Raw genomic sequence first — 25,202 nt, 5'->3', positions numbered from 1 at the left:
ACATAAAAAAACCGCCGGGAAACCCGGCGGCAGGGAGTTAACCCGGCGTACTACTTGTTGCTGCCGTGGCTATTTTTACCCCCTTTTTTACCAGCCTCTGATGCGCGCTGAGGGTCGTTTTTAAAGTTGCCCCCGCTAGACTGGCCACCTTTACGACCTGCTTCTGATGCTCTTTCACGGTCTTCAGCGAAATTACCTGAACCACCACGATGGTTTGCCATCTCTAACCTCCAGAGTGTGAAACATTAGACATCATATTGCATTCAGTAAAAGAGGATTCTTTCACCTCGCGGCTCAAGGACAGTGCCTTTATCTGTGCCGCGTGAAACTAAGCTTAGTGTAATGCGGCTATCCGGCAAGCGAGAGGTAATATTCTGCAACATGATCTCAGCCTTTCGTATGAAATGTCGGGGAAGTCATTCATAAGCCGTTCTTATATTTTGAAAAATCCGCGCCGCGAAAGTTGTTTCATTTTGCTACAAGGCGCATAACCAAAAGATATTGTTATATATCAAAGAAATGCCGTTCATTTTTGCAGTCTGGCTGTGATGTCATATCTTTAAAGGAACGCAGCGATCCGCTGTAAGAAAAACCAACGAGGAGTGATGCAAAATGGCAAAAGTTCTGGTGCTCTATTATTCCATGTATGGACACATTGAAACCATGGCTCACGCAGTAGCAGAAGGCGCAAACAGAGTAGACGGCGTTGAGGTCGTGGTTAAACGCGTACCGGAAACCATGCAGGCGGAAGCCTTCGCCAAAGCCGGGGGGAAAACACAAAACGCCCCGGTCGCCACCCCGCAGGAGCTCGCGGACTATGATGCCATTATCTTCGGCACCCCGACCCGCTTCGGCAATATGTCCGGCCAGATGCGCACCTTCCTCGACCAGACGGGCGGGCTCTGGGCCTCCGGCGCGTTATACGGCAAGCTGGCCAGCGTGTTCAGCTCTACCGGCACGGGCGGCGGCCAGGAGCAGACGATCACCTCCACCTGGACTACCCTTGCCCATCATGGGATGGTGATTGTGCCGATTGGCTACGGCGCGCAGGAACTGTTCGATGTTTCCCAGGTTCGTGGCGGGACACCGTATGGCGCGACAACCATTGCCGGTGGGGATGGGTCACGTCAGCCAAGCAATGAAGAACTTTCAATCGCCCGCTATCAGGGTGAATACGTCGCGGGTCTTGCAAAAAAACTGAACGGCTAACCCAACAGGAGGACAAGTATGCCAACTCAAGAATCCAAAGCTCACCACGTGGGCGAATGGGCAAGTTTACGCAATACCTCTCCGGAGATTGCCGAAGCCATCTTTGAAGTCGCCAATTATGACGAAAAGCTGGCTGAGCAGATTTGGGAAGAAGGCAACGATGAAGTGCTGGTTCGCGCCTTCGAAAAAACCGACAAAGACTCGCTGTTCTGGGGCGAGCAAACCATCGAACGTAAAAACGTCTGAACGTTCCCCCCGCCCACGCGGGGGGTTATCTTCTATTTCGCCGCGTTGTTCATCACCGCATTGAATTTATCGACAGGACAGAAGCCGTTGCCATCCACCGGACAGCCCTTCAGCTCCAGCGTCACGCGCTGCGCAGGGGATTGCAGCGACAGTACGCTGGCGTTACGCAGTTGCTCTGAACTCTGGTAGACATACTCAATTTTCATCAGCTCCTGATTAGTGTTTTTGTCATGCCAGCGCTGGAAGACAATTTTACCGCCAATCGGGGTTCTTTCCTGCTGGTCGTGCAGCTGATAAGGCCTGAAGTCCAGCGCGGTCAGCAGCGAGGCGATGTTAGAGTCGTGCCCCACCAGCAGGGTGATTTTTGGCGCTTTTGCCTGGTCGGTCACCAGCGCTTTATCAATGTACTTCACCAGCGGTTTAGCCACGTTCTGCGCCACCTCCGTCGACGTAAACAGCGAGTCCTGATAGCCGTTTTTCAGCTTCGACAGCACGCGCCACTGCTGATCGGTTTTGATTTCCCCCCAGGCCACCTGGTCTGTCGGGAAGCCTTCGTAATACTGTAGCGTGAACGCATCCACCAGCGAGTTACCCACCTTCAGCGGCCCGGAGACGCCCGGTTCTTTTTCATAATCGGCGCTGAACGTATCTTTCGCCTCCGTCAGGGAGCAGACTTTTTTCTCCTTGCAGGACGGCGAGTCGCTGTAGTTTGTCAGCTGTTCCAGCAGTTTGTAGCTTTCATCCAGCTGCATTTTCTGCCGTTCCGTCTCCATCGCTTTCAGCGCTTTCTCGCGAAACTCAGGGGAGTTATCGGTAATGACCGGATTGAAGGTGGGGTCCATGGTGCCCATTTTTTCCTGGTGATGCACAGGAACATCGCACCCGGGGAACGCGCCGGTGATAAAGAACTGTGCGGTCGCCACGGTGCGCTGGAGGCTGTTGGCGTAGGCATAGACGGTATCCGCTGGCGGGCATTCACCCGTCTTCACCATCCCCTGCTCTGCCAGCCACTCGCGCATATAGTGACCCATATACACTTCCAGTACGCCACCTTTGGTGGTGAGCTGTCCACCCGGGACGTCCCACTCCGGCCACTGCTTCGGCGTGGACTGCTCCAGCACGCTGCCGTTATTGGCAAGCGGCGCGCGCAGGTTGTGGCGGCTCATGATGAGCACCTGTTCCAGCTGATAGCCGTCCGGCGTGTCCTGCGCCTGTGCGCCAAAGGTCACGGAAAGGGTACATGCCACGGCAACTGCGAGTAGTGCTTTTCTCATCCCTAATTCCTCACACGTTTTTAATGTCGCCCTGAGTGTGACAGATCCGTGACAGGTTTTTCGGGAAGCATTTCTCAAACTGATGATTAACGTGCTTACGGCGTGTGCCGATGAGTTTTATAAAAAAACCATACCCCACCGGAGAATTCGCTGTGAAACGTACCCGCCTTGAAGAGAGCACCTGCCCCGTCGCCCGTTCGCTGGATATTATCGGCGACTGGTGGTCGCTGCTGATTGTTCGCGACGCGCGCTACGGGGTCGCAGTCGATATTCTGGTGGCCTATCTCACCGATGAAGCGGGGATCCGCGCTACGTAAAACAGTAGCCTAACGCTGAAGCTGGTCACCGTATTCGCTCATCCAGGCGGCCAGCGGCGAGAGTGCGTCCTGAAGGGTTAGCCCCAGCTCGGTGATCTGATACTCCACGCGCGGCGGGATCTCCGGGTAGACCGTTCGCGTCACCAGACCGCGCTGCTCAAACAGGCGCAGCTGCTTCGTCAGCTCTTTCTGGGTGATGGGGGCAGCGGCACGCAGCAGATCGCCAAAGCGAACGGGCGTATTGAACACAATCAGGCGATAGAGAATGGGGATCGCCCACTTACCGGAAATCAGATTCACAAACTGCGTCATCGGGCAGGTATACGCCTCAGATTTTTTTTCGCAGCACGCTTCCAGCAGCTCTGCCATTTCACACCTCTTGCCTCGTTAGTATCCAGTTGGTACCTGGTTTCCTTTCGATACTAACGTTTCTATAGTGCTTTCTCCAGAGACATTTCAGGAGAAGAACATGGGTCGTTTAACCGATAAGTATACGTTGATTACCGGCGGCACCAGCGGTATCGGTCTCGCCACCGCGCAGGCGTTTATCGCTGAAGGGGCGCGCGTCGCCGTGACCGGACGCAACCCGGATACCCTCGCCGAAGCAGAGCGCATTCTGGGCGATAAGGCCTGGGTGATCCCAACCGACGCAGGCGATATTTCGTCGCAAAAAGCGCTGGCGGAGACCCTCACCGCCCGCTGGCCACGCCTGGATGCGGTCTTTCTCAACGCCGGTGACGTAACGCACGCGCCGCTGGAAGTCTGGCAGGAAGAGGCCTGGGACCGTCTGATGAACATCAACCTGAAGGGACCGTTCTTTTTAATTCAGGCGCTGCTGCCGCTGCTGAATAACCCATCCTCGGTGATCCTCTGCGGCTCCGTGAGCGCGCGCATCGGCCTGCCCACCAGCAGCGCGTATGCCGCGAGCAAGGCCGCCCTGCTGTCGCTGGCGCGTACACTCTCGGCGGAGCTGCTGCCGCGCGGGATCCGCGTCAACGGTCTGAGTCCCGGTCCGGTGGAAACCCCGGCGTTTACGAAAACGGGCTTAAGCGACGAGGCGCTTAACGCGATGATGGCAGAGGTCATTAAGCTGGTGCCGCTGGGCAGAATGGGCTCGACGACCGAGCTGGCAAAAGCCGCACTCTATCTGGCCTCCGACGAGTCGAGCTACACGGTGGGAACGGAACTGCTGGTGGACGGCGGAATGGGGAGCCTGTAATTCAAAAGGCGCTGATGCCGGTGACCGCGCCGACATACAGCGCCGCCCACGCACAGGCGGAAAGCAGGCTGACGGCGTAGACCTTGACGGCATTCAGCCTGAGCATCCCGGCCGCCAGCGGGACGATGTAACGCAACACCGCCAGGAAGCGCGACGTAAAAAGCACGATGACCCCGTTCTTTTGCAGCTGATGCTGGACCCGCAGGAACTTATTGGCATGCTTTGAGGTGAAGCGCGTGACCATCCGGGTATGCCCCATCAGTTGGCCGATATGGTAATTCAGCACCGAACCCGCCGTTGCCCCCATCACCACGGCGAGCCACATCAGCGCAGGATGCATGCTCCCCTGGCTGACGGTAATGCCCGCCAGCAGCATCACCGACGCGGGCGGCAGCACGGAGGAGATCAGCACCGTCGATTTGCTCAGCGCCATCACGAATAACAGCACAAACAGATGTGCCGGATACAGCGCAAAATGATTCAGCAGGTTATCAAACCATGTCATTTTCCCCTCCCCCGTTAATAATTTAATTGTCCATTTAAAATGAATAACCTTAAATAAACCCTCAACATTTTATTAATAAGATTTACCTAAACCGTTCTTAAACATTATTTAATTTTCTGAGCACTAAATTTAAACAGGCGTATTATCCCTCTCGTTTTACAACGATCTCGTTATGGCGAGGCTCCTGTACAAATACACGTTATCGCTCTGGTGGGTTCGAGAGAACCGGCACAGGGTAAAACAGGCACTGTCGAATCAAGGCTTTGTCAGTATAACTTCCCTTGTGGGATACGGTGTACAGTGCTGAACCCAGGACGTGGGGATCTCCTTTCCGACATGCCCTGTCTTGCTCGCCCCTGAGAGATTTTATTATTCAAAGGGAATTTACTATGTCTTACGCTATTCACAACCAAAACCTGGCTTTTAATGACAGCGCCATCGCGCAATATATGAATACCGATTTTATCGTTATCGATATTTCATTATGCGTAGCTCTGGCACGCGAGCAGTTCTTTGAAAAATTAAAAGATGATGATATTCCGTCGCATATTTTTATCGAAGATAACGGTCGCCTCGCGGGTTTAATCGCCGTACGCAAATTATTGCAGGCCACGGACACCGTGCAGCCTGTTAAGGGGTTGATGATATCGGATTTTATTCAGCTCAAACCGGAAGATGAGCGGGCGGATGTCGCCGGGCTGCTGGCGCACGCGGGTGCGGATGTGGTGCCGGTGGTGACCCACGGCAAGCTGGTGGGCTGCCTTACCGAGCGTGAAATCGCCCATCTGCTGGAAGATGACGTTACTGAAGATGCCCAGCTTCAGGGGGCGACGCTGCCGCTGGAGAAGCCCTATCTGGAAACCAGCGCCTTCAGCCTGTGGAAGAAACGCTCCGTCTGGCTGCTGCTGCTGTTTGTTGCGGAAGCGTATACCAGTTCGGTGATCCAGCATTTTGAAGAGGCGCTGGAATCTGCCATCGCGCTGGCGTTCTTTATTCCGCTGCTGATTGGCACCGGCGGAAACAGCGGGACGCAGATCACCTCGACGCTGGTGCGCGCCATGGCGCTGGGTGAAGTCCACCTTCGCGATGTGGGTCGCGTGCTGCGCAAAGAGATCAGCACCTCGTTAATGATTGCCGCCACGCTGGGTCTGGCGGGCTGCGTTCGCGCCTGGATGATGGGTATTGGGATGGAAATCACGCTCATCGTCAGCCTGACGCTGGTCTGCATTACGCTGTGGAGCGCCATCGTCTCGTCGGTGATCCCGATGGTACTGAAAAGCTGCAAAATCGATCCGGCGGTGGTCTCCGCACCGTTTATCGCCACACTCATCGACGGGACCGGGCTGATTATCTACTTCAAAATCGCGCAGTATACGCTGGGGCTGGAATAACGAAAAAACCCTGCGATATTGCTATCGCAGGGTTTTCGAATTTGGCGGAAGCGTAGAGATTCGAACTCTAGAACCCTTTCGGGTCGCCGGTTTTCAAGACCGGTGCCTTCAACCGCTCGGCCACGCTTCCAAAGTGAGGCGCACTATAAACATCTCTGAGCATGATGTAAAGCACGAAATTGCATAACATTACACGTCTTCCGTCCTCCCCTTCCGCCCCGCTGATTTCTTCGTCATCGGCTGGCTAAAATGTAAACATTTATTTTTACATTCATAACGTTTATTAGATTCGCAGGTGGTCATTTAGACTCTTTTTCGTACAACACCCATTAACCGTGGATCACTGCGATAAGAGATTAGCCATGACTTTATTTAACGACGATTATGAATTTTTTATTTATCAGTGATAACTACTACCTTTGCCAGGGTGTATCAAGCTCCCTGACATCAACCCATTTGATTCGCGATGACGCGGATATTCACGATCTTGATGGGGTCGATCAGGCGATGGATTTTATCATTGCGATTGAACAGGATAAGTTACGCAATAAAACCATTCGGCAGGTCAAAAAAGTTAAGCGTGATTACATTGTCCTGATGCATGAGATAGAAGCCAACCGCGCAGTGAGAATCGATAATATTATCTATTCGTCGATGCATTTTACTGCTCACCCTTTTCAGCAGCTGATGCGCTTTTACCGGGCGCTCAGAACACACTCCTTTACGCGACGCGAATATGACGTGCTGAAGCTGTTTCATTTGGAAAACCATGAGATCGCGAAAAAGCTGCAATTGTCACAAAAAACGACCAGCACCTACCGCGTGAGGATCCTCGAGAAATTAAATATGCGCTCAAAAAACATTCTGGCGATGACCCGTGTAAAATCGGCGATCGTCGATTAAAAGCTGTAACATTTTGCCTTGCCACGGAAAAACCGGGCCGTCACGTTTCGCCCTGAGGGGGTTTGGCTGGCGCGGTATACCAGTTCTCTTTGGCAACCATTACGCTGCCCTCTGGCTGCATAACAAAATTCGGGGACATGATCTGCACGTTAAATTCGTTAAACACATCCTGTATCTGGCTATGCAGTTCATTGCGGGCAACCGCGAGGGACTGTTCGGGCAGCAGACGGACCTGCAATTCGTAAGCGATATACCAGTCCATTAACCCCAACTGGCGTACCAGCGGCGGCTCGGAAAGGTCAATCCCTTTTGCCCGTTTCGCGGCCAGCTCCAGCATGGCATGCACCTGACGCCATGGGGTGTCATAACCGATCGTGACGCTGACCGTCAGATTGAGGCTGCCATCGGGCTGTAGCGCGCTCAGATTGGTGATCTTACCGCTCACCACCACCGCGTTGGGCACGGTAACGACATAATTTTCCCGGGTAATAATTTTGGTCGCCAGCATGCCAATTTCACTGACCTTGCCTTCGTTATCCGCCACCCGAATGACATCGCCTTTGCGCAGTGCGCGGGAGTAAATCAGGACCAGACCGCTCATGGCATGGTTCATCACCCCTGCCGAGCCCAGCGTTAACATCAGGCCAAAGAAGACGCTAATACCTTTAAACGCCAGCGAGTTTGCACCGGGAAGAAACGGCCAGGCGGCGGAGAGAGCAAATAGCCAGACGGCAACGGAAATGAGCTTACGGGTAGCCCCCACGGTTTCCGGATGTACGCCGGGAAGTTGCAGACGACCAGCCTCCACCTGATTGAGCACCATCCTGAGAAGCTTCAGAATAAATGCGGTAATGAGGAAAATGATCAGCACAATCGTCAGCCCCGGCAAGGCCGAGACAATCGCCAGGGCGATTTGCTGCACCACGCGAAGCGTCCAGTCTCCCAGCGACGTGCCCCACACCCGCGTCCACGGAAACAGACTGAATGCCCAGCTCAGCCAGACGTAAAAGCCGATCAACCCCAGCAGGAACATCAGCAAGGCGTAAAGCCGAATCTCAATTGCGCCAATGTACCGCCGCCAGCTTTGCGGCACCCGGCTGCGATTCTCCACAATACGCCGACGGTAGACGCGCCGGAACCAGCGCCAGGATCGCCACGCGCCGTAGCAGAGCAGCAACAGCGCCAGCAGGCCAGCGGCTGTTTTTACCGTCGACAGCGCCAGCCAGCCGGTATCGTATTGATCGCGCAGCGCCATCCTTTGCGCTTCCATGCGCGCCAGCACGCGCTGTGCGGCCTGATTGAGGGTAAGATCGTCCCCTTCGTCCAAATCCCCTTCCGTCAGCAGCATCACAGGTTTCCCGTTCATCACTATTAGCCGTCCCTGCTGGTTATAGCGGGTCACGGGGACGATGCTGAGCGGCTCACGCACATCCGCCTCGGTAAAATTGCGCAGGGTGTTGCGGATGCGTAAAACGCGTTCTTCCGGCGTGGTCAGGCCAAATTTCGCCTGGAGCATGACGATGGGCTGATGGAAGATGTAGACCGTTCGGGCGCGCTCCTGCTCCGTAGGCGCCTGGCGGGGCTCTGCGGCATACGATGAGAAGGCGCTCAGGGCGGCAAAACAGAACGCAAACGCGAGCAGGATCTTTTTCATCCTTACTACCCCAGGTCAGAAATCTTGTTATTTTTCAGGCAACCCGCGAATGCCAGGTGGGTATGTTGAGAATAGTCCAGCCTTTCGTTTCTGCAACAAGCGACGGTGAGCGTGTTGCTCTCAGTCACAATATATGTATTATGTTATAACATAACAATTTTGGATTGCGTTCTATGTTACTTAAAAATGGGTTATTTCTGGCTTCACTGCTCTTCATGGCGCCTGCCACTTTCGCCGCAACCACCTGGCCCCTCACGATTGAAAATTGCGGCGTTAAGCAGACCTTTACGCAGGCTCCTCAGCGCGTCGTGACCGTGGGTCAGCATGAAACAGAATTACTGCTCGCACTGGGGCTGGAGAAAACGATCGCCGCGACGTCAGTCTGGTTCGGCAAGCTCCCGGCCCCGCTGGAGGATGCCGGAAAAAACCTCCCCCGGCTTGCAGATAATTCCCCCTCCTTTGAAGCCGTGGCAGGGCAGAAACCTGAACTCGTTCTCGCACAGTATCACTGGCATATTGGTCCGCAGGGAGAAGTGGGAACCCGTGAGCAGTTTGCGTCGCTGGGGATTAATACGTGGATCTCCCCTGCCGACTGCACGGATAAAACGGTAACGGAAACCTCAAACGCAGACGGAGCACGTAGCGCGCCGTTTTCACTGGCGGAAATTACACGGGAAGTGACAGATCTGGCGACGATTTTTGATGTTTCCGCGCGAGGTGAGCAGCTCAATCGTGCGCTGGCGGAGCGTATTAAAAAGGCCCAGGCGCGCGCCTCCGCGAAACCGCTTAGCGTTGTATTCTGGTTCTCCAGCAGCCGTCTGAATGGCGATCCCTGGGTGGCCGGGAATTACGGCGCGCCTGGCTGGATCAGCCGCACGCTGGGGTTGAAGAACATTATTGACTCTCACGACGAATGGCCCGCTGTAACATGGGAACATATAGCCCGATCGCAGCCGGACGTGATTGTTATCGCCGGGATGTCCCGCAGGCTCTACCCTGCCGATGACGTTGAGGTAAAAAAAGCGTTCTTGCGCAGTGACCCGGTGACAAAGAACATGCCTGCGGTCAGGAACAACCACATCATCGTGGTGCCAGCGATGTCGTTAAACCCTTCATTGCGTAACGTCGATGCGGTTGAGCTTATCAGCGATCGGCTGGCTTCTTTCCAGGATGAACAATGAGTCATTTCGCTTTTGACCGCCGCCAGCAGGGTTTACTGGCAGCAGGTGCCATGGCGCTGCCGCTGATGCTGGTCTTTGCCGCCAGTATCGGTGATATGCCGGTGTCGTATGCCAGTACCGGGAAAGCGATCCTCAACGGACTGGGTTTGACCTCTTATGCGTTGCCGCAAACGGAGGAAGGTATCGTCTGGCAATATCGCATGAGCCGGGCAGTAATGGCCGCGTGCAACGGCGGCGGCCTGGCGTTGTGCGGGCTGGTGTTACAGTCGATCCTGCGTAACCCTCTGGCTGAGCCTTATCTGCTGGGGATTTCCGCGGGCGCATCGCTGGGGGCCGTCTGCGTGATGCTTCTCGGCATCGGGGGGAGCGTGATTGGCGTAAGCAGCGGTGCGTTTGTCGGCTCGTGCGCCGCCTTTGCGCTCATCATGGTGATTACGAACGGGATGAGTGAAAGCCCGTCGCGCATTTTGCTGGCTGGCATTGCGGGCACCCAGCTCTTCAACGCCATGACCGCGTACGTCGTCAGTACGTCCGCCAATGCCGAGCAGTCCCGTAGCGTCATGTTCTGGCTGCTGGGAAGTCTGAGCGGCGTGCGCTGGCCTGACGCGCTGCTGGCGCTGGCCGTTACGCTTGCGGGTTTACTGGTGGTATTGCTCTTTTCACGGGCGCTGGACACCTTCACCTTCGGGGATGAGGTCTCCACCACGCTGGGGATCCCGGTTACCGCCGTGCGTATTGTCTTATTGCTGACCTGTGCCATTGTTACCGCAACGCTGGTGAGCGCCACGGGCGCAGTGGGGTTTGTCGGGCTGGTCATTCCCCATGTAACGCGCATGCTATGTGGGCCGGGCCATCGTCTATCTATCCCGCTGACGTTTCTTATCGGCGCCCACTTTATGATCCTCGCCGATATCGTCTCACGCACGCTGATTGTGCACCAGGTTCTGCCCATCGGGGTGGTGACTGCGCTGGTGGGCGCCCCCGTCTTTGTGGCGTTGCTTTATCAAAACCGAAAGGAGCATCCATGAATATTACCGTGGCCGGGTTGACCGTAACCCGACAAGCGCAGACGGTGCTTAAGGATATCGATCTCGACCTGCCATCCGGGCAGATTATCGGCCTGTTAGGGCCAAACGGCTCGGGCAAGTCGACGCTGCTGCGCTGTCTCGCCGGGCTGTTTCCACGACTCAGCGAACGCGTGGCGCTTAATGGCACAACGCTCGGCATGATGCCGCTGAAAAAACGCGCGCAGCACATGGCGTTTGTCCCGCAACATGCTGAGGTCGACGGAGAACTGACCGTTGAGGACATTGTCAGACTGGGGCGTACGCCCTACCGGAAAACATTCCAGAAAACCTCGCGCGACGATGAGGCTGCGGTTGAGCAGGCGATTGGCCTGATGCAGTTATGCCGCTTACGCCAGCGGCGATGGCACTCTTTGTCTGGCGGAGAGCGCCAGCGAAGCCAGATAGCCCGCGCGCTGGCCCAGCAGCCGCAGGTGCTGTTGCTCGATGAACCGACAAACCACCTGGACATTCAGCACCAGCTGGAGCTGATGCGGCTCGTTTCACAGCTGCCGCTTACGGTGGTGGTTGCACTGCACGATCTCAATCTTGCGGCCAATTATTGCCAGCGTCTGATCCTCCTGAAGGCCGGGCAGATCGCCGCCACGGGCGCGCCAGAAACGGTTCTGACGCCGGCAAACATCGAGGACACCTGGTGCGTAAAAGCTCAGGTCTGCAAGGCCGACGCCGGGATCACGATAAGCTATAACATGGTGGCATGACGGAAGCCTGGCGCAAAAGCAAAAACCCCTGCGATATTGCTATCGCAGGGGTTTCGAATTTGGCGGAAGCGTAGAGATTCGAACTCTAGAACCCTTTCGGGTCGCCGGTTTTCAAGACCGGTGCCTTCAACCGCTCGGCCACGCTTCCTAAGTGAGGCGAACTATAAACACCTCACCGCGCGCTGTAAAGAGTGCGCGCATTCGTTCGCTTTAAAAATAGCCAAAATGCGTTTAATCGGTTGAATAGACGACAGATTGGCCGTTTTGGCAGCATAATATCCACTGCGGATCGTTAGTGCTTTTTGATGTACATATCTTTGGTGTAGTAGTACCCGAGCTTGTCTGGCGTGAAGCCCCCTACCCACGGTTTCACCAGGTGCGTGCGCACGTAATGATAGACCGGGATCGCCGGTACATCCCGTCCCAGCAGATCTTCTGCCTGCTGGTAGAATTTACCGCGCTCCTCCGCCGTTTTCGATTTCGCCGCGTTCACCAGTGCCCGATCGTAGTCCGGATTGCTGTACTGAGTGGTGTTTTGGCTGTCCCCGGTACGGAAGTTGTTCAGGAAGGTTGCCGCATCGTCGTAATCGGCAATCCAGGCGTAGCGTACCGCGTCAAAGTTATGGGTGTGCATGGTATCAAGCATGGTTTTCCACTCCTGATTTTGCAGCTTCGCCTCCACGCCGAGGTTCTTCTTCCACATTGAGCTGGCGGCAATGGCAATACGCTGGTGCGATTCCGAGGTGTTATAGAGGAGATTAAAGCTGAGCGGATGGCTGTCGTTAAATCCGGCTTCGGCCAGCAGCTTTTTCGCCTCGGCAATGCGTTTATCCATCGGCCAGCTGGCGTAATCCGGGTTCTGGAGCTTGACGCCGCCAATATCCGGCTGGCTGATCAGCCATGCCGGGCGCTGGCCCTGCCCTAATACTTTCCCGGCGATGATGTCTTTATCCAGCGCCAGGTTCAGCGCCTTGCGCACGCGGGCGTCGTTGAACGGCGGCCGGGTGGTGTTGAACTGATAATAATAGGTGGCAAGCTGCGGTGAAACGTCCAGCTCGCTCCCCAGCGTTTTCTTCAGCTGAGCAAACTGGTTGATCGGCACCGTGTAAACAATGTCGATTTCGCCCGCTTTGTAGCGGTTGACGTCAGCAGCTTCAGAGGAAATGGGCAGATAGGTCACCTTGTTGATGACGGTATGTTCGTTATCCCAATATTTCGGGTTACGCACCGCCACAATGCGTTCGTTAACCACCCACTGTGACAGTTTATAGGCCCCGCTGCTGACGAAGTGCTCCGGTTTGGTCCACTTATCACCGAAACGGCCTACCAGGACTTTATCAATTGGCACCAGAGACGGGTGAGCCAGCATCGCCAGGAAAGCGGCGTTAGGTTGCGTGAGCGTAACTTCCAGCGTGGTGTCATTGATGGCTTTCACCCCCAGCGACTCGGGCGCTTTTTTGCCTTCTGCGATATCAGTGCCGTTGACGATACGCATACTACCGGGATAGCTGGCATACGGAGAGGCGGTTTTCGGGTCGACCAGCCGCTGCCAGCTCCAGACAATATCTTCCGCGGTGATGGGGGTTCCATCGCTCCAGGTAATGCCCGGACGCAGATGGAACGTCCAGACGGTGTTGTCTTTATTTTCCCATTTCTCCGCCAGGCGCGGCTGGATTTCACCTGCCGGAGAGACGCTGACCAGCCCGTCGAATAAATCGCTGATAATATTGAATTCGACATCGCTTTCGACTTTATGCGGGTCGAGCGAGGCGGGTTCACTGCCGTTGTTCCTGACCAGTTCCTGCTTATCTGCCAGCTGGGTTCCTGCCGGCACGTTAGCCGCCCAGGTTGCCGTGCTGGCGCACAGGATCCCTGCGGTTAACAAAGAGAGTGTAAAGTGCGTGCGTGTTTGTGGTTTCATTTCCTTCGCCTTATTGTCTGTTTTTATGACGATCCGGAAATAACTCTTAGCGGCCTTAGGGAAATAACGCAATATTTTTCAGTGACCTATAAGAGGTTGATCTGAATACGCCCTACAAACCGCACTTCATTCTGAGTACAAAGGCTTTGCCAGAATAAAAAACCAGTATAATCCCTAAGGGGCTGAGTAAAGATGGGTAAAACCACTTTGCGTCTGCCGCGCCGTTTCCTATTCTTTGCGCTAATTACATCTGTCATAAGAGAGTGACTCATGGATCGTATAATTACTTCTTCACGCGACCGCACATCGCTACTCAGCACCCATAAGGTGCTGCGCAATACCTATTTCATGCTCAGCCTGACGCTGGCGTTTTCGGCGATCACCGCGACGGCCAGCACCGTACTGATGCTGCCTTCTCCGGGCCTGATCCTCACGCTGGTAGGTATGTACGGTCTGATGTTCCTGACCTACAAAACCGCGGATAAACCGGTGGGGATTCTCTCCGCGTTCGCCTTTACCGGCTTCCTGGGCTACATTCTGGGGCCAATCCTGAATGCCTATCTGTCTGCCGGAATGGGCGACGTAATTGGTATGGCGCTGGGCGGTACCGCGCTGGTGTTCTTCTGCTGCTCGGCCTACGTGCTGACCACCCGTAAGGACATGTCCTTCCTTGGCGGTATGCTGATGGCAGGTATCGTGATTGTGCTGGTCGGTATGCTGGCGAACATCTTCCTGCAATTGCCTGCGCTGCATCTGGCAATCAGCGCGGTGTTTATCCTGATTTCATCCGGCGCAATCCTGTATGAAACCAGCAACATCATTCACGGCGGTGAGACGAACTATATCCGCGCCACCGTGAGCCTGTATGTGTCGCTGTACAACATTTTTGTCAGCCTGCTGAGCATCCTGGGCTTCGCCAGCCGCGATTAACTCACCGTGCTGTGAACAGGGCCCCGCTTATGCGGGGCTTTGTTTTTTTGGTAGACTGAGGCGGTTTTTGACTAACGCGTGAATGAATATGTTGAGTTTTGAAGGCAAAGAGATCGAAACCGATAACGACGGTTATCTGAAAGAGAGCAGCCAGTGGAGCGAAGCGCTGGCGGAGAAAATTGCGGAAAACGAAGGAATTACCCTCTCCCCGGAACACTGGGAAGTGGTGCGCTTCGTGCGAGAATTTTACCTTGAATTCAACACCTCGCCGGCTATCCGCATGCTGGTCAAAGCCATGGCGAATAAATTTGGCGAAGAGAAAGGCAACAGCCGTTATCTGTATCGCCTGTTTCCGAAAGGCCCGGCTAAACAGGCGACAAAAATCGCCGGCCTGCCAAAGCCGGTAAAATGCATTTAATAGCGAATACTGAAGTCAGCGTATTCCCGGCCGGGTTGATGCGGTTCCGTTAGCACCTTATCAACCCGCGCGCTGCGCGGTCCGCCCGCTTTCAGCCACGCCACCAGCTTCTCTACCCGATCCGCCTCACCGCAGGCCACAACCTCCACGCTGCCATCATCCATGTTACGCGCATACCCCGTCAGCCCGAGCTGAAGGGCTTCGCGCTGGGTGCTGTAGCGGAATCCGACGCCCTGTACAAGGCCATGGACCCAGGCAATGGTGCAAACATTTGACATCATCCTTCTCCTTATCCGACTGGCGCGTTGCATTTCCTCACTGAAGTCGGGAAAATGGCGGCCATTTCATTGGAATCGACAGAATAGCAAATTATGAGTGTACGTTTAGTGTTAGCCAAAGGGCGCGAGAAGTCATTACTGCGCCGTCATCCCTGGGTCTTTTCCGGCGCGGTTGCCCGCATGGAAGGTAAAGCCAGCCTCGGTGAAACCATCGATATTGTTGACCATCAGGGGAAATGGTTAGCACGCGGCGCATACTCGCCAGCATCTCAGATCCGCGCGCGCGTCTGGACGTTCGATAAAGACGAAACCATCGATATCGACTTCTTTGTCCGTCGTCTGCAACAGGCGCAGCAGTGGCGCGAGTGGCTGGCAAAGCGTGACGGGCTGGACAGCTATCGTCTGATTGCCGGAGAGTCCGACGGGCTGCCGGGCGTGACCATTGACCGCTTCGGCAATTTCCTGGTGTTGCAGCTGCTGAGCGCCGGGGCGGAATACCAGCGTGCCGCGCTGATTAGCGCCTTGCAAACCCTGTTCCCGGAATGTGCCATTTACGACCGCAGCGACGTGGCGGTACGTAAAAAAGAGGGCATGGAGCTGACGCAAGGCCCGGTCACCGGCGAACTGCCGCCTGCCCTGCTGCCTATCGAAGAACATGGCATGAAGCTGCTGGTGGATATCCAGGGCGGCCATAAGACCGGTTATTACCTCGACCAGCGTGACAGCCGTCTGGCAACGCGCCAGTACGTTGCCGATAAACGCGTGCTGAACTGCTTCTCTTATACCGGCGGCTTTGCGGTCTCTGCCCTGATGGGCGGCTGTGCTCAGGTAGTGAGCGTCGACACCTCACAGGAAGCGCTGGACGTGGCGAAGCAGAACGTTGAGCTGAATAAGCTGGATCTGAGCAAAGCGGAGTTTGTGCGCGACGACGTATTCAAACTGCTGCGTAAATACCGCGACCAGGGCGAGAAATTTGACGTCATCGTGATGGACCCGCCGAAGTTTGTGGAAAACAAAAGCCAGCTGATGGGCGCCTGCCGTGGCTATAAAGACATCAACATGCTGGCGATCCAGCTGCTGAACCCGGGCGGCGTGCTGCTGACGTTCTCCTGCTCTGGCCTGATGACGACAGATTTATTCCAAAAAATCATCGCCGATGCCGCAATAGATGCGGGTCGTGATGTACAATTTATAGAGCAGTTCCGTCAGGCCGCCGATCACCCGGTGATCGCTACCTACCCGGAAGGGCTGTATCTGAAAGGGTTTGCCTGTCGCGTCATGTAACTTGAAAAGAGAAATATTGCCCGCACATAGTGTGTATGTAATGTTTCCCGGGAGGTGACTATGATTGCCAGCAAATTCGGTATCGGCCAGCAGGTCCGCCACACCTTGCTTGGATATTTGGGTGTGGTCGTGGATATCGACCCGGAGTATTCCCTTGATGAACCGTCAGCAGACGATCTGGCCGTTGACGCAGAGCTTCGCGCCGCGCCCTGGTATCATGTGGTTATGGAGGGCGACGATGGTCAGCCTGTCCATACCTATCTTGCCGAAGCGCAGCTGAGTGGTGAACTACAGGATGAGCATCCGGAACAACCCACTATGGACGAGCTTGCTCAGACCATCCGCAAACAGTTACAGGCACCAAGACTGCGCAACTGAAGGTGTAAAAAAGCCCGTCAAACGGGCTTTTTTTATTTTGCCAGCCCCAGACGGGGAATATCGATTGCCGGACAGCGATCCATCACCACCTTCAGCCCGGCATCGCGCGCCAGCACGGCCGCCTGCTCATTAATCACGCCCAGCTGCATCCACAGCGTTTTCGCGCCGATGGCAATCGCCTCCTGCGCCACGCCCCAGGCCGCCTCTGAATTGCGAAAAACGTCCACCATATCCACCTTTTCCGGCACGTCCGCGAGCGTCGCATAGCCCTGCTGGCCCAGCAGCGTTTTCCCCGCCACCTTCGGCGAGACCGGGATCACGTGATAACCCTGATCCAGAAGGTATTTCATGACCCGATAGCTTGGGCGATCCGGTTTATCGCTCGCGCCGACCAGCGCAATAGTGCGCGTGGACGTCAGAATCTCGACAATGTCGTTCTCTTTCATGCTCTTCCTCCTGGCTTTTTTCAAAGTGTACGTCAAAGCGGACATCTCAACCACGCATCCCATACAGAAGTATGAGGGCAAAACGGCAGAATATGTCTATATGTTAGTAAACGTGTTTGTCGAAAACTTTTGATACATTCTTACCGGGTAGTTTGTCTACAGGAGTCTGCTATGAAAACCGGCATTGCCTGGGCTGTGGTTGCGTTAATCATGCCGGTTTGTGTTTTCGCAACCACCCTCAGACTCTCAACCGACATTGACCTGCTGGTGCTGGACGGGAAAAAAGTCTCCAGCTCCCTGCTGCGGGGTGCAGACAGTATCGAGCTGGATAACGGCCCTCATCAGGTGGTTTTTCGGGTGGAAAAAACCATTCGCCTCGCCGACAACGAACAGCAGGTGTACATTTCGCCTCCGCTGGTGGTCAGCTTTAATACCCAGCGTATCAGCCAGGTCAATTTTCGTCTCCCGCGCCTTGAGACAGAAAAGGAGTCACTGGCATTTGATGCCTCGCCGCGCATTGAACTGGTGGACGGGGACTCCATGCCCATCCCGGTAAAACTGGATATTCTGGCGCTGACAAAAAGGCCAAAGGGAACAGACTATGAAGCGGACACCGAGACCTACAACAGGGCCAGCAGGCGCGCCTCGCTGCCCCAGTTCGCCACCATGATGGCGGATGACAGTACCCTGCTTTCGGGCGTATCGGAGCTGGATGTACTCCCCCCTCAGTCGCAGACCCTTACTGAGCAACGCCTCAAGTTCTGGTTCCAGAATGCCGATCCGGACACGCGCGCCCGTTTTCTGCAATGGGCGAAGCAACAACCTTCGTCGTAAGCCACATTTTTTCGTCCTTTCTCTTGCAGCATCAGCCAGTTCCCGTCATCGTGTAGCGAGGTAACCTCACGGATAAGATTATGGAACTGACAACACGCACACTTCCGGCGCGCAAGCACATTGCTCTGGTTGCGCACGATCACTGTAAACAAATGCTGCTTAACTGGGTTCGTCGCCATCAGCCTCTTTTACAGCATCATGCCCTTTCTGCCACGGGAACAACCGGCAACCTGATCCACCGCGAAACCGGTCTGGAAGTGAATGCCATGCTGAGCGGCCCGATGGGGGGTGACCAGCAGGTAGGTGCTCAGATTTCAGAAGGTAAAATTGACGTTCTGATTTTCTTCTGGGATCCGCTGAACGCGGTTCCGCATGATCCGGACGTTAAAGCGCTGCTGCGTCTGGCGACGGTGTGGAACATTCCGGTAGCCACCAATCTTTCAACGGCAGATTTCATCATTGAATCGCCGCAGTTTAACGATCCGGTGGAGATTTTGATCCCGGATTATCAGCGTTATCTTGCGGAGAGACTGAAGTAGTTTTTTGCCCGGTGGCGCTGCGCTTACCGGGCCTACAGAATTTGCCCGGCGCGTTACGGCTTTCTCGCCACCGGCACGTCAATACTTTTCAAAATATCGACAAACACCGACGGCTCCTCTTTGTTGAACAAGAGCCACACGCGATGGCGCGCGCGGGTTATCGCCACGTACAGTAAACGCCGCTCCTCTGCATCCGGGAAATCTTCCGGAACAGGTAATAACGCCTCTTCCATCACGGATTCCCGCGCCGGTGCAGGGAAACCGTCGCTCCCCTCTTTTAGCCCCACCACAATCACGTAGTCGGCCTGCTGCCCTTTACTGGCGTGAATGGTCATAAAATCGAGCTGAAGTTTTGGCCAGCGCGTCGCCGCTTTTTCCAGCGCCGTCGGCTTGAGGTGGTGATAACGCGCCAGCACCAGAATCCGTTCATCCGGTTTCGCATAGCCACTCAGTTTATCCAGCAGCGGTTCCAGCTGATCGTCCGCCAGCAGCGTGACGGCCTTTTTATCCCCCGACGTCAGGCTGTTAAGCGGTTTCGACAGCTGATGCGGGTTCTGCTGAATAAAACGGTTGGCTATTTCGCCAATCCGCGCGTTGAAGCGGTAGGTGGTGTCCAGATCGCTGCGATCGCCTTCCCCAAAATAGTGGTGGAAGGCCGTCGTGAGGGATAGTTGCGCCCCGCTGAAACGGTAGATAGCCTGCCAGTCATCGCCCACGGCAAACAGCGACGTGTGTTTATTCTGCGCCCGCAGCGCCGAAAGCAGCGCAGCGCGCTGCGGCGAGATATCCTGAAACTCATCCACCAGAATGTGTTTCCACGGGCTGACGAAGCGCCCTTTCTCCAGAATGATGATGGCCTGATGGATCAGCCCCGAAAAATCGACCGCGTTTTCGTCTTTCAGCGCGGTTTTCCACGCTTTCAGCATCGGCGCCATCAGCTTAACCCGTTTAGAAAACACAGCGCGGATCGACTCCGGTGCGCTTTCTATCATCTCCGCCTGAGAGCCGCCGTGCATGCGCATCAGGCTTACCCACCGGTCGAGACGAGAGCCCAGCCGGCGCGCCAGCTTTTCATCCTGCCAGAAGCTGCCCTCCGGCACCTCCCAGCTGAGTTCCTCTTCAAGCCACTGACGCCAGCCTTTCGCCTGCGCCTTTTTTTCACTGCACTGCTGACGCCATGCCTTGATAAACAGCGCCTGGCGAGCCTGAGCGTCGTTCTCCAGCTTGCTGACAACAGGAACTTTTTTGCTGCCCTGTTGAATGATGTGTAAAGCGAGGGAGTGGAACGTGCGCGCCGAGATATCCTGGGTATGCAAACGCGCCTGAATGCGCTCATCCATCTCCTGCGCAGCCTTGCGACCAAAGGCCAGCAGCAAAATCTGGTCTGCAACCGCCTCGCCCGTTGTCAGAAGCCAACCCGCGCGCGCCACCAGCACCGACGTTTTGCCGCTCCCGGCACCTGCCAGCACCAATAAAGACTGTTCGCCATTCACCACGGCGCGCGCCTGGGCAGGATTGAGGGGCGATGACTCCACTGTACTGAAGAAGTCGGCATATTGCGTAAGCATCGCCTCAGTCCAGGCCTGGTTATGCGCCAGACGGCTTTTCTCGATATCGCTCAGCCAGGCCTGGCACTTCCGCCACGCGTCGCGGCAGTTCTCAAATTCCTCAAGCCGCGCCACCGGTAAAGGCAATGCCGTCAGCGCCTGGGCGATTTTTTGCTGAAGCCCGGCGGTTTGCTGGCGCGTCAGCCACTTCTGCTGCGTATTGCTTAGCGCGATATCGTCCAGCACCTGTTGCAGAACCTGTGCGGCAATCACGCTCATCTCCTGGCTCCACTGCTGCCAGCGCGTGTTCAGATGATGGTGGAAGCGTTGGGTTTCCGCCCACTCGGTCCCGTGGAGTCGCACCACTTTGTCTGCCGGCAGGACGAACTCCAGCTCCCCCCATACCAGCCCTCGTTTACAATGAATGGCCAGTAGCTGATTAAACGGAATAAGGTATTCGTGGCGTTCACCGGAGACTTTCACTCCTGCATTGAGCAGGACAATCTTGTCGTAAGGGTGCTGCGCCAGGCGTTTGCCCATTGAAGTTGCTTTCAGTTCCATATCCTGCCGGATCCACGAGGTCATAATTTGTCAGACAGTTTAACTGCCAGTTTTAAGGTGCTCCAGCCCAAAAAAACGTTACAATCACCGGGCGTTAATCATATCGAAGGAAATGAGGGTTTATGCGTACCGTTCTGAATGTGTTGAATTTTGTCCTTGGCGGTTTTGCCACCACCCTTTCCTGGCTTTTTGCCACCCTGGTGAGCATCGTGCTCATCTTCACCCTTCCGCTGACGCGCTCCTGCTGGGAAATCACCAAACTGTCCCTCGTTCCTTATGGAAATGAAGCCGTACACGTGGATGAGCTGGAGCCGGAAAGAAAAAATGCCCTGATGAATACCGGCGGCACGCTGCTGAATATTTTATGGCTGATCTTCTTTGGCTGGTGGTTGTGTCTGATGCATATCTTCGCCGGTATCGCCCAGTGCATCACGATTATAGGCATTCCGGTTGGCATCGCTAATTTCAAAATTGCTACCATCGCCCTGTGGCCGGTAGGACGCCGTGTTGTCCCGGTCGAAGTCGCGCAAGCCGCGCGTGAAGCCAACGCCCGTCGCCGTTTTCAGTAATAAGGACTGGCCGCACTCATGCTAAGCCCCCTGCTTCGTCGCTATACGTGGAACAGTAACTGGCTGTATAACGTCAGGATCTTTATCGCCCTCTGCGGCACCGTCGCTCTGCCGTGGTGGCTAAATGACGTGAAGCTCACCATCCCCCTCACGCTTGGGGTGGTGGCCGGTGCGCTGGCGGATCTCGACGACCGCCTGGCCGGTCGTTTGCGTAATCTGGTCATCACGCTGGTCTGCTTCTTTATTGCTTCCGCCTCCGTTGAGCTGCTTTTCCCCTGGCCCTGGCTGTTTGCCTTAGGGCTGACGGTGTCTACCAGCGGCTTCATTTTGCTCGGCGGCCTCGGGCAACGCTACGCCACTATCGCGTTTGGCGCCCTGCTGATTGCCATTTACACCATGCTGGGCGTCTCTCTTTACGATCAGTGGTATCAGCAGCCGGTCCTGCTGCTGTTGGGCGCTATCTGGTATAACCTGCTGACCTTAACCGGACATCTTATTTTTCCGGTTCGTGCCTTACAGGACAACATTGCCCGCAGTTACGAACAGCTGGCCCACTATCTGGAGCTGAAATCCCGGCTGTTTGATCCGGATATTGAAGAGGACAGCCAGGCGCCCCTGTACGATCTGGCGCTGGCAAATGGCCAGCTGGTCGCCACGCTAAATCAGACCAAAGCGTCTCTGCTCACCCGTCTGCGCGGCGATCGCGGTCAGCGCGGTACCCGGCGCACACTGCACTACTACTTTGTCGCCCAGGATATTCACGAGCGCGCCAGCTCCTCGCATGTGCAGTACGCTGACCTGCGCGAGAAATTCCGCTACAGCGACGTGATGTTCCGTTTCCAGCGCCTGCTGTCAATGCAGTCTCAGGCCTGCCAGCAACTTGCGCGCTCAATACTGCTGCGCACGCCCTATCAGCACGATCCTCGCTTTGAACGCGCATTCAGTCATCTGGATGCGGCCCTCGATCGCGTTCAGGCCAGTGGGACATCGCCGGAACAGTTCAAAGCCCTGGGATTCTTGCTCAACAACCTGAGAGCCATCGATGCTCAGCTCGCCACCATTGAGTCTGAACAGGCGATGGCAATGCCGGGCAATGACGCCGACAACCAGCTTGCCGACGACAGTCTCAACGGTTTCAGCGATATGTGGCTGCGCCTGAGCCGTCATTTTACGCCGGAATCCGCCCTCTTTCGCCATGCGGTAAGGATGTCGCTGGTTCTGTGCGTCGGCTATGCATTTATCCAGATAACAGGGTTGCACCACGGTTACTGGATCCTGCTGACCAGCCTGTTTGTCTGCCAGCCGAACTATAACGCTACCCGCCATCGGCTCGCGCTGCGTATTGTCGGGACATTAGTCGGGGTCGCCATCGGGCTGCCGGTGCTCTACTTTGTGCCATCCGTAGAAGGGCAACTGATCCTGATCGTGATTACCGGTGTACTGTTTTTCGCCTTCCGCAATGTGCAGTACGCCCACGCCACGATGTTCATCACGCTGCTGGTGCTGCTCTGCTTCAATCTGCTGGGTGAAGGCTTTGAAGTGGCCCTCCCCCGCGTGATCGACACGCTAATCGGCTGCGCCATTGCCTGGGCGGCGGTGAGCTTTATCTGGCCGGACTGGCGTTTTCGTAACTTACCGCGCGTGTCCGACAGAGCAATGAACGCCAACTGCCGCTATCTGGATGCTATTCTTGAGCAATACCATCAGGGTCGCGATAACCGTCTGGCCTATCGGATTGCCCGTCGCGATGCGCATAACACGGACGCAGAGCTGGCTTCCGTTGTCTCGAATATGTCAACTGAGCCGCGCGCCACGGCAGAAATCCGGGAGACAGCCTTCCGCCTGCTGTGTCTGAACCACACGTTCACCAGCTATATCTCTACCCTTGGCGCCCACCGTGAGAAACTGACAAATCCGGGCATCCTGGCGCTGCTGGACGACGCCGTTTGCTACGTTGATGATGCGCTTCATCATCAACCTGCGGATGAGCCACGGGTTCACCAGGCACTGGATGAACTGGTGCAACGTATCGCACACCTTGATCCTGGCACCGACAACAAAGCTCCGCTGGTCCTACAGCAAATTGGCCTGCTTATCGCTTTGCTGCCGGAAATTTGTCGGCTGCGACAGAAGATCGCTACCTGGCGGAATGATGGCCCTGCGACTCAGGCAGCGCATTAAACCACTCCATAAGCTCCCGGCGAATATCCGCCGGGAGTGCCGCTTCATGTAACCCTTCGATGGCGCCTTCAAGCGCGAACAATACCCGGATACTCAGCGCTTTATTCTTAGAGCGCATTTTCAGCCAGCTCGTCTTCGCCCCCAACTGTCGTAGCGTCTCTTCATTGGTAATGCCCGCCTCCATAAGCAGGACCTCAATCTGAAAGGTCAGGTTCGGCAGATCCTTAAGCCGATTACGCTGATGGCGCTGGTAGCGCTCTTTCCTGGCGGCATCGAGCGCAAACGAGGAGAGCTGAAGCAGCTTTTCCCTGTTTTGCCACAGACCTTCATCCACACGGTAGTAATTAAGCAGCACTGGCCGTCCTCGTTTCATCAGTGTCAGAAAAGAGGAGGCGTTTTTTACACAGTATTTTGCACTTTGCTCACAGGCGCGAAGGTACAGCTCGCCGTCAGACACCATCGCGAACACCGCTTCATCCACGGCCAGGGTATAACCGCCAAACAGGGCGCGATGATGAATTTCGCCCAGCGGAGAGAGGTATTCTTGAGATTGATAAATCCGATCATAAGATATCTTTTTCATGATAATTCCATTAAAAATCATACAGTAAACACGATATTTCTTACTAACGGATCCGTTAGCAGGAAAATAGGCAACTTATTGCCGTTGGGCAAGATGATTTTTTCAGGTTCACCAGGAATGGATGAAATTTGCGAGTCGCTTTCCGAAAATGAGGTTGATCTTTATGCACACAGGGGTTACTGTATATCCATACAGTAACTACAGGGCTGGAATGAATATGTACACTTCAGGCTATGCAAATCACTTAACACCTTCCACTTCTGCCGCAGGCAATGCTGCGCAGAATTCTATCGGGCGTGTATCGACAGGGCTTATCAGTGAAGTGGTTTACCGTGAAGACCAGCCGCTGTTAACACAACTCTTACTCCTGCCGCTTTTGCAGCAGCTCGGGCAACAGTCTCGCTGGCAGCTCTGGCTGACGCCACAGCAAAAATTAAGTCGTGAATGGGTTCAGTCGGCTGGCCTGCCGTTAGCGAAGGTGATGCAGATTAATCAACTCTCCCCTTGCGATACGGTCGAGTCGATGGTCCGGGCATTACGTACCGGGAACTATAGCGTCGTGATTGGGTGGTTGCCTGAGGATCTGTCGCAAGAGGAACATTTGCGTCTGTCTGAAGCGGCTGAAGAAGGTAATGCGATGGGTTTCATCATGCGGCCGGTTCGTGGAGATTCCTATCGCAGAGGACAACATCCCGGGCTAAAAATTCACTCAAATGTGTACCATTGAGTCATTTTAAGAGTTTTCCTGGAATTTTTTTCGACCACGGTATGCAAAAAAAGTTCAACGCGTCAAAACTGCGGCAAGGCTTGTCTGACGCGGTTCTCGTTAATTTTACTGCACAAAATTCGTTCAAAAATTGTTAAATATTAGGTATACGGAACTTTTTTTTTCATATGCCTGACGGACTTCACACTTGTAAGTTTTCAGCTACGTTGTAGACTTTACATCGCCAGGGGTGCTCGGCCTAAGCCGAAGATATCGGTAGGTTTATATTTGACCACGCCCCCCGGTGAAGGATTTAACCGTGATTCCTCCGATGGAGATATT

27 protein-coding genes, 2 tRNA genes, 1 pseudogene and 1 riboswitch are annotated in these 25,202 nt (G+C 55.1%); of the genes and pseudogenes, 18 read left to right on the top strand and 12 right to left on the bottom strand.

Annotated features, from left to right (window positions below; genetic code table 11):
* Positions 1-50 precede the first annotated feature (50 nt).
* On the bottom strand, positions 51-221 hold the full coding sequence (locus tag L463_RS10635; RefSeq protein WP_001273664.1) for a con-10 family general stress protein: 171 nt from the start codon (positions 219-221) through the stop codon (positions 51-53).
* Positions 222-612: 391 nt separating this feature from the next.
* Here L463_RS10635 and wrbA point away from each other — a divergent pair, with 391 nt between their 5' ends.
* Together wrbA and L463_RS10645 are read left to right on the top strand one after the other, a co-directional pair.
* Positions 613-1,209: an NAD(P)H:quinone oxidoreductase gene (gene wrbA, locus L463_RS10640; protein WP_006809323.1), complete on the top strand. Its 597-nt coding sequence runs from the start codon at positions 613-615 to the stop codon at positions 1,207-1,209.
* Positions 1,210-1,227: 18 nt separating this feature from the next.
* Positions 1,228-1,455, top strand: coding sequence for a YccJ family protein (locus L463_RS10645; protein WP_006809324.1), 228 nt, complete (start codon positions 1,228-1,230; stop codon positions 1,453-1,455).
* A 32-nt stretch (positions 1,456-1,487) separates the two neighbouring features.
* Here the strand turns inward: L463_RS10645 and agp are convergent, their stop codons facing one another.
* Positions 1,488-2,729, bottom strand: coding sequence for a bifunctional glucose-1-phosphatase/inositol phosphatase (agp, locus tag L463_RS10650; protein WP_017384778.1), 1,242 nt, complete (start codon positions 2,727-2,729; stop codon positions 1,488-1,490).
* A gap of 152 nt (positions 2,730-2,881) precedes the next feature.
* Between agp and L463_RS24570 the strand changes: the two are divergent.
* Positions 2,882-2,989 (top strand): annotated as a pseudogene (locus L463_RS24570) (winged helix-turn-helix transcriptional regulator); the annotation flags it as partial.
* Positions 2,990-3,055: 66 nt separating this feature from the next.
* Here the strand turns inward: L463_RS24570 and L463_RS10655 are convergent.
* Positions 3,056-3,415 carry a winged helix-turn-helix transcriptional regulator gene (locus tag L463_RS10655; RefSeq protein WP_017384779.1) on the bottom strand — a complete coding sequence of 120 codons (360 nt, stop codon included), beginning with the start codon at positions 3,413-3,415 and terminating at the stop codon, positions 3,056-3,058.
* Between the two features lie 100 nt (positions 3,416-3,515).
* On the opposite strand from L463_RS10655, the gene L463_RS10660 reads away from it, so the two are divergent.
* Positions 3,516-4,265 (top strand): SDR family oxidoreductase, encoded by a 750-nt coding sequence (locus tag L463_RS10660; RefSeq protein ID WP_015570880.1) that lies wholly within the window; start codon positions 3,516-3,518, stop codon positions 4,263-4,265.
* Between the two features lies 1 nt (position 4,266).
* Here L463_RS10660 and L463_RS10665 read toward each other — a convergent pair whose 3' ends face one another.
* Entirely contained in the window at positions 4,267-4,770 is a 504-nt protein-coding gene (locus L463_RS10665; protein ID WP_032104864.1) for a DedA family protein, read from the bottom strand.
* Between the two features lie 159 nt (positions 4,771-4,929).
* A riboswitch (M-box (ykoK) riboswitch) is annotated at positions 4,930-5,099 on the top strand.
* Between the two features lie 60 nt (positions 5,100-5,159).
* On the opposite strand from L463_RS10665, the gene L463_RS10670 reads away from it, so the two are divergent.
* A complete protein-coding gene (locus tag L463_RS10670; protein WP_032104863.1) occupies positions 5,160-6,161 on the top strand; it encodes a magnesium transporter in 1,002 nt (333 codons plus the stop codon).
* Positions 6,162-6,203: 42 nt separating this feature from the next.
* Here L463_RS10670 and L463_RS10675 read toward each other — a convergent pair.
* Positions 6,204-6,291, bottom strand: a tRNA-Ser gene (locus tag L463_RS10675).
* Between the two features lie 254 nt (positions 6,292-6,545).
* On the opposite strand from L463_RS10675, the gene L463_RS10680 reads away from it, so the two are divergent.
* Positions 6,546-7,064 (top strand): LuxR C-terminal-related transcriptional regulator, encoded by a 519-nt coding sequence (locus L463_RS10680; protein WP_023303404.1) that lies wholly within the window; start codon positions 6,546-6,548, stop codon positions 7,062-7,064.
* 40 nt (positions 7,065-7,104) lie between these two features.
* On the opposite strand, the gene L463_RS10685 is transcribed toward L463_RS10680, so the two are convergent.
* The gene (locus L463_RS10685; RefSeq protein WP_032104945.1) at positions 7,105-8,718 is read right to left on the bottom strand and encodes a mechanosensitive ion channel family protein; all 1,614 of its coding nucleotides are present in this window, start codon (positions 8,716-8,718) and stop codon (positions 7,105-7,107) included.
* Between the two features lie 173 nt (positions 8,719-8,891).
* Between L463_RS10685 and L463_RS10690 the strand changes: the two genes are divergently transcribed.
* The 3 genes from L463_RS10690 to L463_RS10700 are packed head-to-tail and all read left to right on the top strand — an operon-like array spanning position 8,892 to position 11,685.
* Complete coding sequence (locus L463_RS10690; RefSeq protein WP_032104944.1) at positions 8,892-9,899, top strand: ABC transporter substrate-binding protein; 1,008 nt, start codon at positions 8,892-8,894, stop codon at positions 9,897-9,899.
* On the top strand, positions 9,896-10,927 hold the full coding sequence (locus tag L463_RS10695) for a FecCD family ABC transporter permease (RefSeq protein ID WP_017384785.1): 1,032 nt from the start codon (positions 9,896-9,898) through the stop codon (positions 10,925-10,927). The genes L463_RS10690 and L463_RS10695 overlap by 4 nt, the downstream gene beginning before the upstream one ends.
* Positions 10,924-11,685 (top strand): ABC transporter ATP-binding protein, encoded by a 762-nt coding sequence (locus L463_RS10700; RefSeq protein ID WP_017693675.1) that lies wholly within the window; start codon positions 10,924-10,926, stop codon positions 11,683-11,685. The genes L463_RS10695 and L463_RS10700 overlap by 4 nt, the downstream gene beginning before the upstream one ends.
* A 60-nt stretch (positions 11,686-11,745) precedes the next feature.
* On the opposite strand, the gene L463_RS10705 is transcribed toward L463_RS10700, so the two are convergent.
* Both L463_RS10705 and L463_RS10710 read right to left on the bottom strand, forming a co-directional pair.
* Positions 11,746-11,833: transfer RNA gene (locus tag L463_RS10705), tRNA-Ser, on the bottom strand.
* Between the two features lie 144 nt (positions 11,834-11,977).
* Positions 11,978-13,606, bottom strand: a complete 1,629-nt coding sequence (locus tag L463_RS10710) for an ABC transporter substrate-binding protein (protein WP_023296279.1) — start codon at positions 13,604-13,606, stop codon at positions 11,978-11,980.
* A gap of 270 nt (positions 13,607-13,876) precedes the next feature.
* Here L463_RS10710 and yccA point away from each other — a divergent pair, with 270 nt between their 5' ends.
* Together yccA and tusE are read left to right on the top strand one after the other, a co-directional pair.
* The gene (gene yccA, locus L463_RS10715) at positions 13,877-14,536 is read left to right on the top strand and encodes an FtsH protease modulator YccA (protein WP_003858127.1); all 660 of its coding nucleotides are present in this window, start codon (positions 13,877-13,879) and stop codon (positions 14,534-14,536) included.
* Between the two features lie 88 nt (positions 14,537-14,624).
* Positions 14,625-14,954, top strand: a complete 330-nt coding sequence (gene tusE, locus L463_RS10720) for a sulfurtransferase TusE (protein ID WP_003858129.1) — start codon at positions 14,625-14,627, stop codon at positions 14,952-14,954.
* Here tusE and yccX read toward each other — a convergent pair.
* Complete coding sequence (gene yccX / locus L463_RS10725) at positions 14,951-15,232, bottom strand: acylphosphatase (protein WP_003858131.1); 282 nt, start codon at positions 15,230-15,232, stop codon at positions 14,951-14,953. The genes tusE and yccX overlap by 4 nt on opposite strands.
* Positions 15,233-15,325: 93 nt before the next feature.
* Between yccX and rlmI the strand changes: the two genes are divergently transcribed.
* A complete protein-coding gene (rlmI, locus tag L463_RS10730; RefSeq protein ID WP_017693677.1) occupies positions 15,326-16,516 on the top strand; it encodes a 23S rRNA (cytosine(1962)-C(5))-methyltransferase RlmI in 1,191 nt (396 codons plus the stop codon).
* 60 nt (positions 16,517-16,576) lie between these two features.
* A complete protein-coding gene (gene hspQ / locus L463_RS10735; RefSeq protein ID WP_003858136.1) occupies positions 16,577-16,894 on the top strand; it encodes a heat shock protein HspQ in 318 nt (105 codons plus the stop codon).
* Positions 16,895-16,926: 32 nt separating this feature from the next.
* Here hspQ and L463_RS10740 read toward each other — a convergent pair whose 3' ends face one another.
* Positions 16,927-17,340 carry a CoA-binding protein gene (locus L463_RS10740; protein WP_006809337.1) on the bottom strand — a complete coding sequence of 138 codons (414 nt, stop codon included), beginning with the start codon at positions 17,338-17,340 and terminating at the stop codon, positions 16,927-16,929.
* Between the two features lie 171 nt (positions 17,341-17,511).
* On the opposite strand from L463_RS10740, the gene L463_RS10745 reads away from it, so the two are divergent.
* Together L463_RS10745 and mgsA are read left to right on the top strand one after the other, a co-directional pair.
* Positions 17,512-18,174: a curli synthesis inhibitor gene (locus L463_RS10745; RefSeq protein WP_023296276.1), complete on the top strand. Its 663-nt coding sequence runs from the start codon at positions 17,512-17,514 to the stop codon at positions 18,172-18,174.
* Between the two features lie 80 nt (positions 18,175-18,254).
* The gene (gene mgsA, locus L463_RS10750) at positions 18,255-18,713 is read left to right on the top strand and encodes a methylglyoxal synthase (RefSeq protein WP_003858146.1); all 459 of its coding nucleotides are present in this window, start codon (positions 18,255-18,257) and stop codon (positions 18,711-18,713) included.
* Positions 18,714-18,766: 53 nt separating this feature from the next.
* On the opposite strand, the gene helD is transcribed toward mgsA, so the two are convergent.
* Positions 18,767-20,821: a DNA helicase IV gene (helD, locus tag L463_RS10755; RefSeq protein WP_023296275.1), complete on the bottom strand. Its 2,055-nt coding sequence runs from the start codon at positions 20,819-20,821 to the stop codon at positions 18,767-18,769.
* A 122-nt stretch (positions 20,822-20,943) separates the two neighbouring features.
* Here helD and L463_RS10760 point away from each other — a divergent pair, with 122 nt between their 5' ends.
* Positions 20,944-21,390, top strand: a complete 447-nt coding sequence (locus L463_RS10760) for a YccF domain-containing protein (protein ID WP_003858149.1) — start codon at positions 20,944-20,946, stop codon at positions 21,388-21,390.
* Positions 21,391-21,408: 18 nt separating this feature from the next.
* Positions 21,409-23,571 carry a YccS family putative transporter gene (gene yccS, locus L463_RS10765; protein ID WP_015570895.1) on the top strand — a complete coding sequence of 721 codons (2,163 nt, stop codon included), beginning with the start codon at positions 21,409-21,411 and terminating at the stop codon, positions 23,569-23,571.
* Here yccS and L463_RS10770 read toward each other — a convergent pair.
* Complete coding sequence (locus L463_RS10770; protein ID WP_017384804.1) at positions 23,528-24,154, bottom strand: TfoX/Sxy family DNA transformation protein; 627 nt, start codon at positions 24,152-24,154, stop codon at positions 23,528-23,530. The two genes, yccS and L463_RS10770, sit on opposite strands and share 44 nt — an antisense overlap.
* 217 nt (positions 24,155-24,371) lie before the next feature.
* Here L463_RS10770 and sulA point away from each other — a divergent pair, with 217 nt between their 5' ends.
* The gene (gene sulA / locus L463_RS10775) at positions 24,372-24,881 is read left to right on the top strand and encodes an SOS-induced cell division inhibitor SulA (RefSeq protein WP_032104231.1); all 510 of its coding nucleotides are present in this window, start codon (positions 24,372-24,374) and stop codon (positions 24,879-24,881) included.
* Positions 24,882-25,202 lie beyond the last annotated feature (321 nt).

It is taken from the genome of Enterobacter sp. BIDMC 27 (assembly GCF_000534415.1).
Lineage (GTDB): Bacteria > Pseudomonadota > Gammaproteobacteria > Enterobacterales > Enterobacteriaceae > Enterobacter > Enterobacter hormaechei_C.
Note: the sequence above shows the minus strand (reverse complement) of the source record. Positions and strands in the feature narration are given on the sequence as shown.

Coding starts and splice junctions, on each gene's coding strand:
- L463_RS10635 (WP_001273664.1), bottom strand. CDS start 221: ATGGCAAACCATCGTGGTGGTTCAGGTAATTTCGCTGAAGACCGTGAA.
- wrbA (WP_006809323.1), top strand. CDS start 613: ATGGCAAAAGTTCTGGTGCTCTATTATTCCATGTATGGACACATTGAA.
- L463_RS10645 (WP_006809324.1), top strand. CDS start 1,228: ATGCCAACTCAAGAATCCAAAGCTCACCACGTGGGCGAATGGGCAAGT.
- agp (WP_017384778.1), bottom strand. CDS start 2,729: ATGAGAAAAGCACTACTCGCAGTTGCCGTGGCATGTACCCTTTCCGTG.
- L463_RS10655 (WP_017384779.1), bottom strand. CDS start 3,415: ATGGCAGAGCTGCTGGAAGCGTGCTGCGAAAAAAAATCTGAGGCGTAT.
- L463_RS10660 (WP_015570880.1), top strand. CDS start 3,516: ATGGGTCGTTTAACCGATAAGTATACGTTGATTACCGGCGGCACCAGC.
- L463_RS10665 (WP_032104864.1), bottom strand. CDS start 4,770: ATGACATGGTTTGATAACCTGCTGAATCATTTTGCGCTGTATCCGGCA.
- L463_RS10670 (WP_032104863.1), top strand. CDS start 5,160: ATGTCTTACGCTATTCACAACCAAAACCTGGCTTTTAATGACAGCGCC.
- L463_RS10680 (WP_023303404.1), top strand. CDS start 6,546: ATGAATTTTTTATTTATCAGTGATAACTACTACCTTTGCCAGGGTGTA.
- L463_RS10685 (WP_032104945.1), bottom strand. CDS start 8,718: ATGAAAAAGATCCTGCTCGCGTTTGCGTTCTGTTTTGCCGCCCTGAGC.
- L463_RS10690 (WP_032104944.1), top strand. CDS start 8,892: ATGTTACTTAAAAATGGGTTATTTCTGGCTTCACTGCTCTTCATGGCG.
- L463_RS10695 (WP_017384785.1), top strand. CDS start 9,896: ATGAGTCATTTCGCTTTTGACCGCCGCCAGCAGGGTTTACTGGCAGCA.
- L463_RS10700 (WP_017693675.1), top strand. CDS start 10,924: ATGAATATTACCGTGGCCGGGTTGACCGTAACCCGACAAGCGCAGACG.
- L463_RS10710 (WP_023296279.1), bottom strand. CDS start 13,606: ATGAAACCACAAACACGCACGCACTTTACACTCTCTTTGTTAACCGCA.
- yccA (WP_003858127.1), top strand. CDS start 13,877: ATGGATCGTATAATTACTTCTTCACGCGACCGCACATCGCTACTCAGC.
- tusE (WP_003858129.1), top strand. CDS start 14,625: ATGTTGAGTTTTGAAGGCAAAGAGATCGAAACCGATAACGACGGTTAT.
- yccX (WP_003858131.1), bottom strand. CDS start 15,232: ATGTCAAATGTTTGCACCATTGCCTGGGTCCATGGCCTTGTACAGGGC.
- rlmI (WP_017693677.1), top strand. CDS start 15,326: ATGAGTGTACGTTTAGTGTTAGCCAAAGGGCGCGAGAAGTCATTACTG.
- hspQ (WP_003858136.1), top strand. CDS start 16,577: ATGATTGCCAGCAAATTCGGTATCGGCCAGCAGGTCCGCCACACCTTG.
- L463_RS10740 (WP_006809337.1), bottom strand. CDS start 17,340: ATGAAAGAGAACGACATTGTCGAGATTCTGACGTCCACGCGCACTATT.
- L463_RS10745 (WP_023296276.1), top strand. CDS start 17,512: ATGAAAACCGGCATTGCCTGGGCTGTGGTTGCGTTAATCATGCCGGTT.
- mgsA (WP_003858146.1), top strand. CDS start 18,255: ATGGAACTGACAACACGCACACTTCCGGCGCGCAAGCACATTGCTCTG.
- helD (WP_023296275.1), bottom strand. CDS start 20,821: ATGGAACTGAAAGCAACTTCAATGGGCAAACGCCTGGCGCAGCACCCT.
- L463_RS10760 (WP_003858149.1), top strand. CDS start 20,944: ATGCGTACCGTTCTGAATGTGTTGAATTTTGTCCTTGGCGGTTTTGCC.
- yccS (WP_015570895.1), top strand. CDS start 21,409: ATGCTAAGCCCCCTGCTTCGTCGCTATACGTGGAACAGTAACTGGCTG.
- L463_RS10770 (WP_017384804.1), bottom strand. CDS start 24,154: ATGAAAAAGATATCTTATGATCGGATTTATCAATCTCAAGAATACCTC.
- sulA (WP_032104231.1), top strand. CDS start 24,372: ATGTACACTTCAGGCTATGCAAATCACTTAACACCTTCCACTTCTGCC.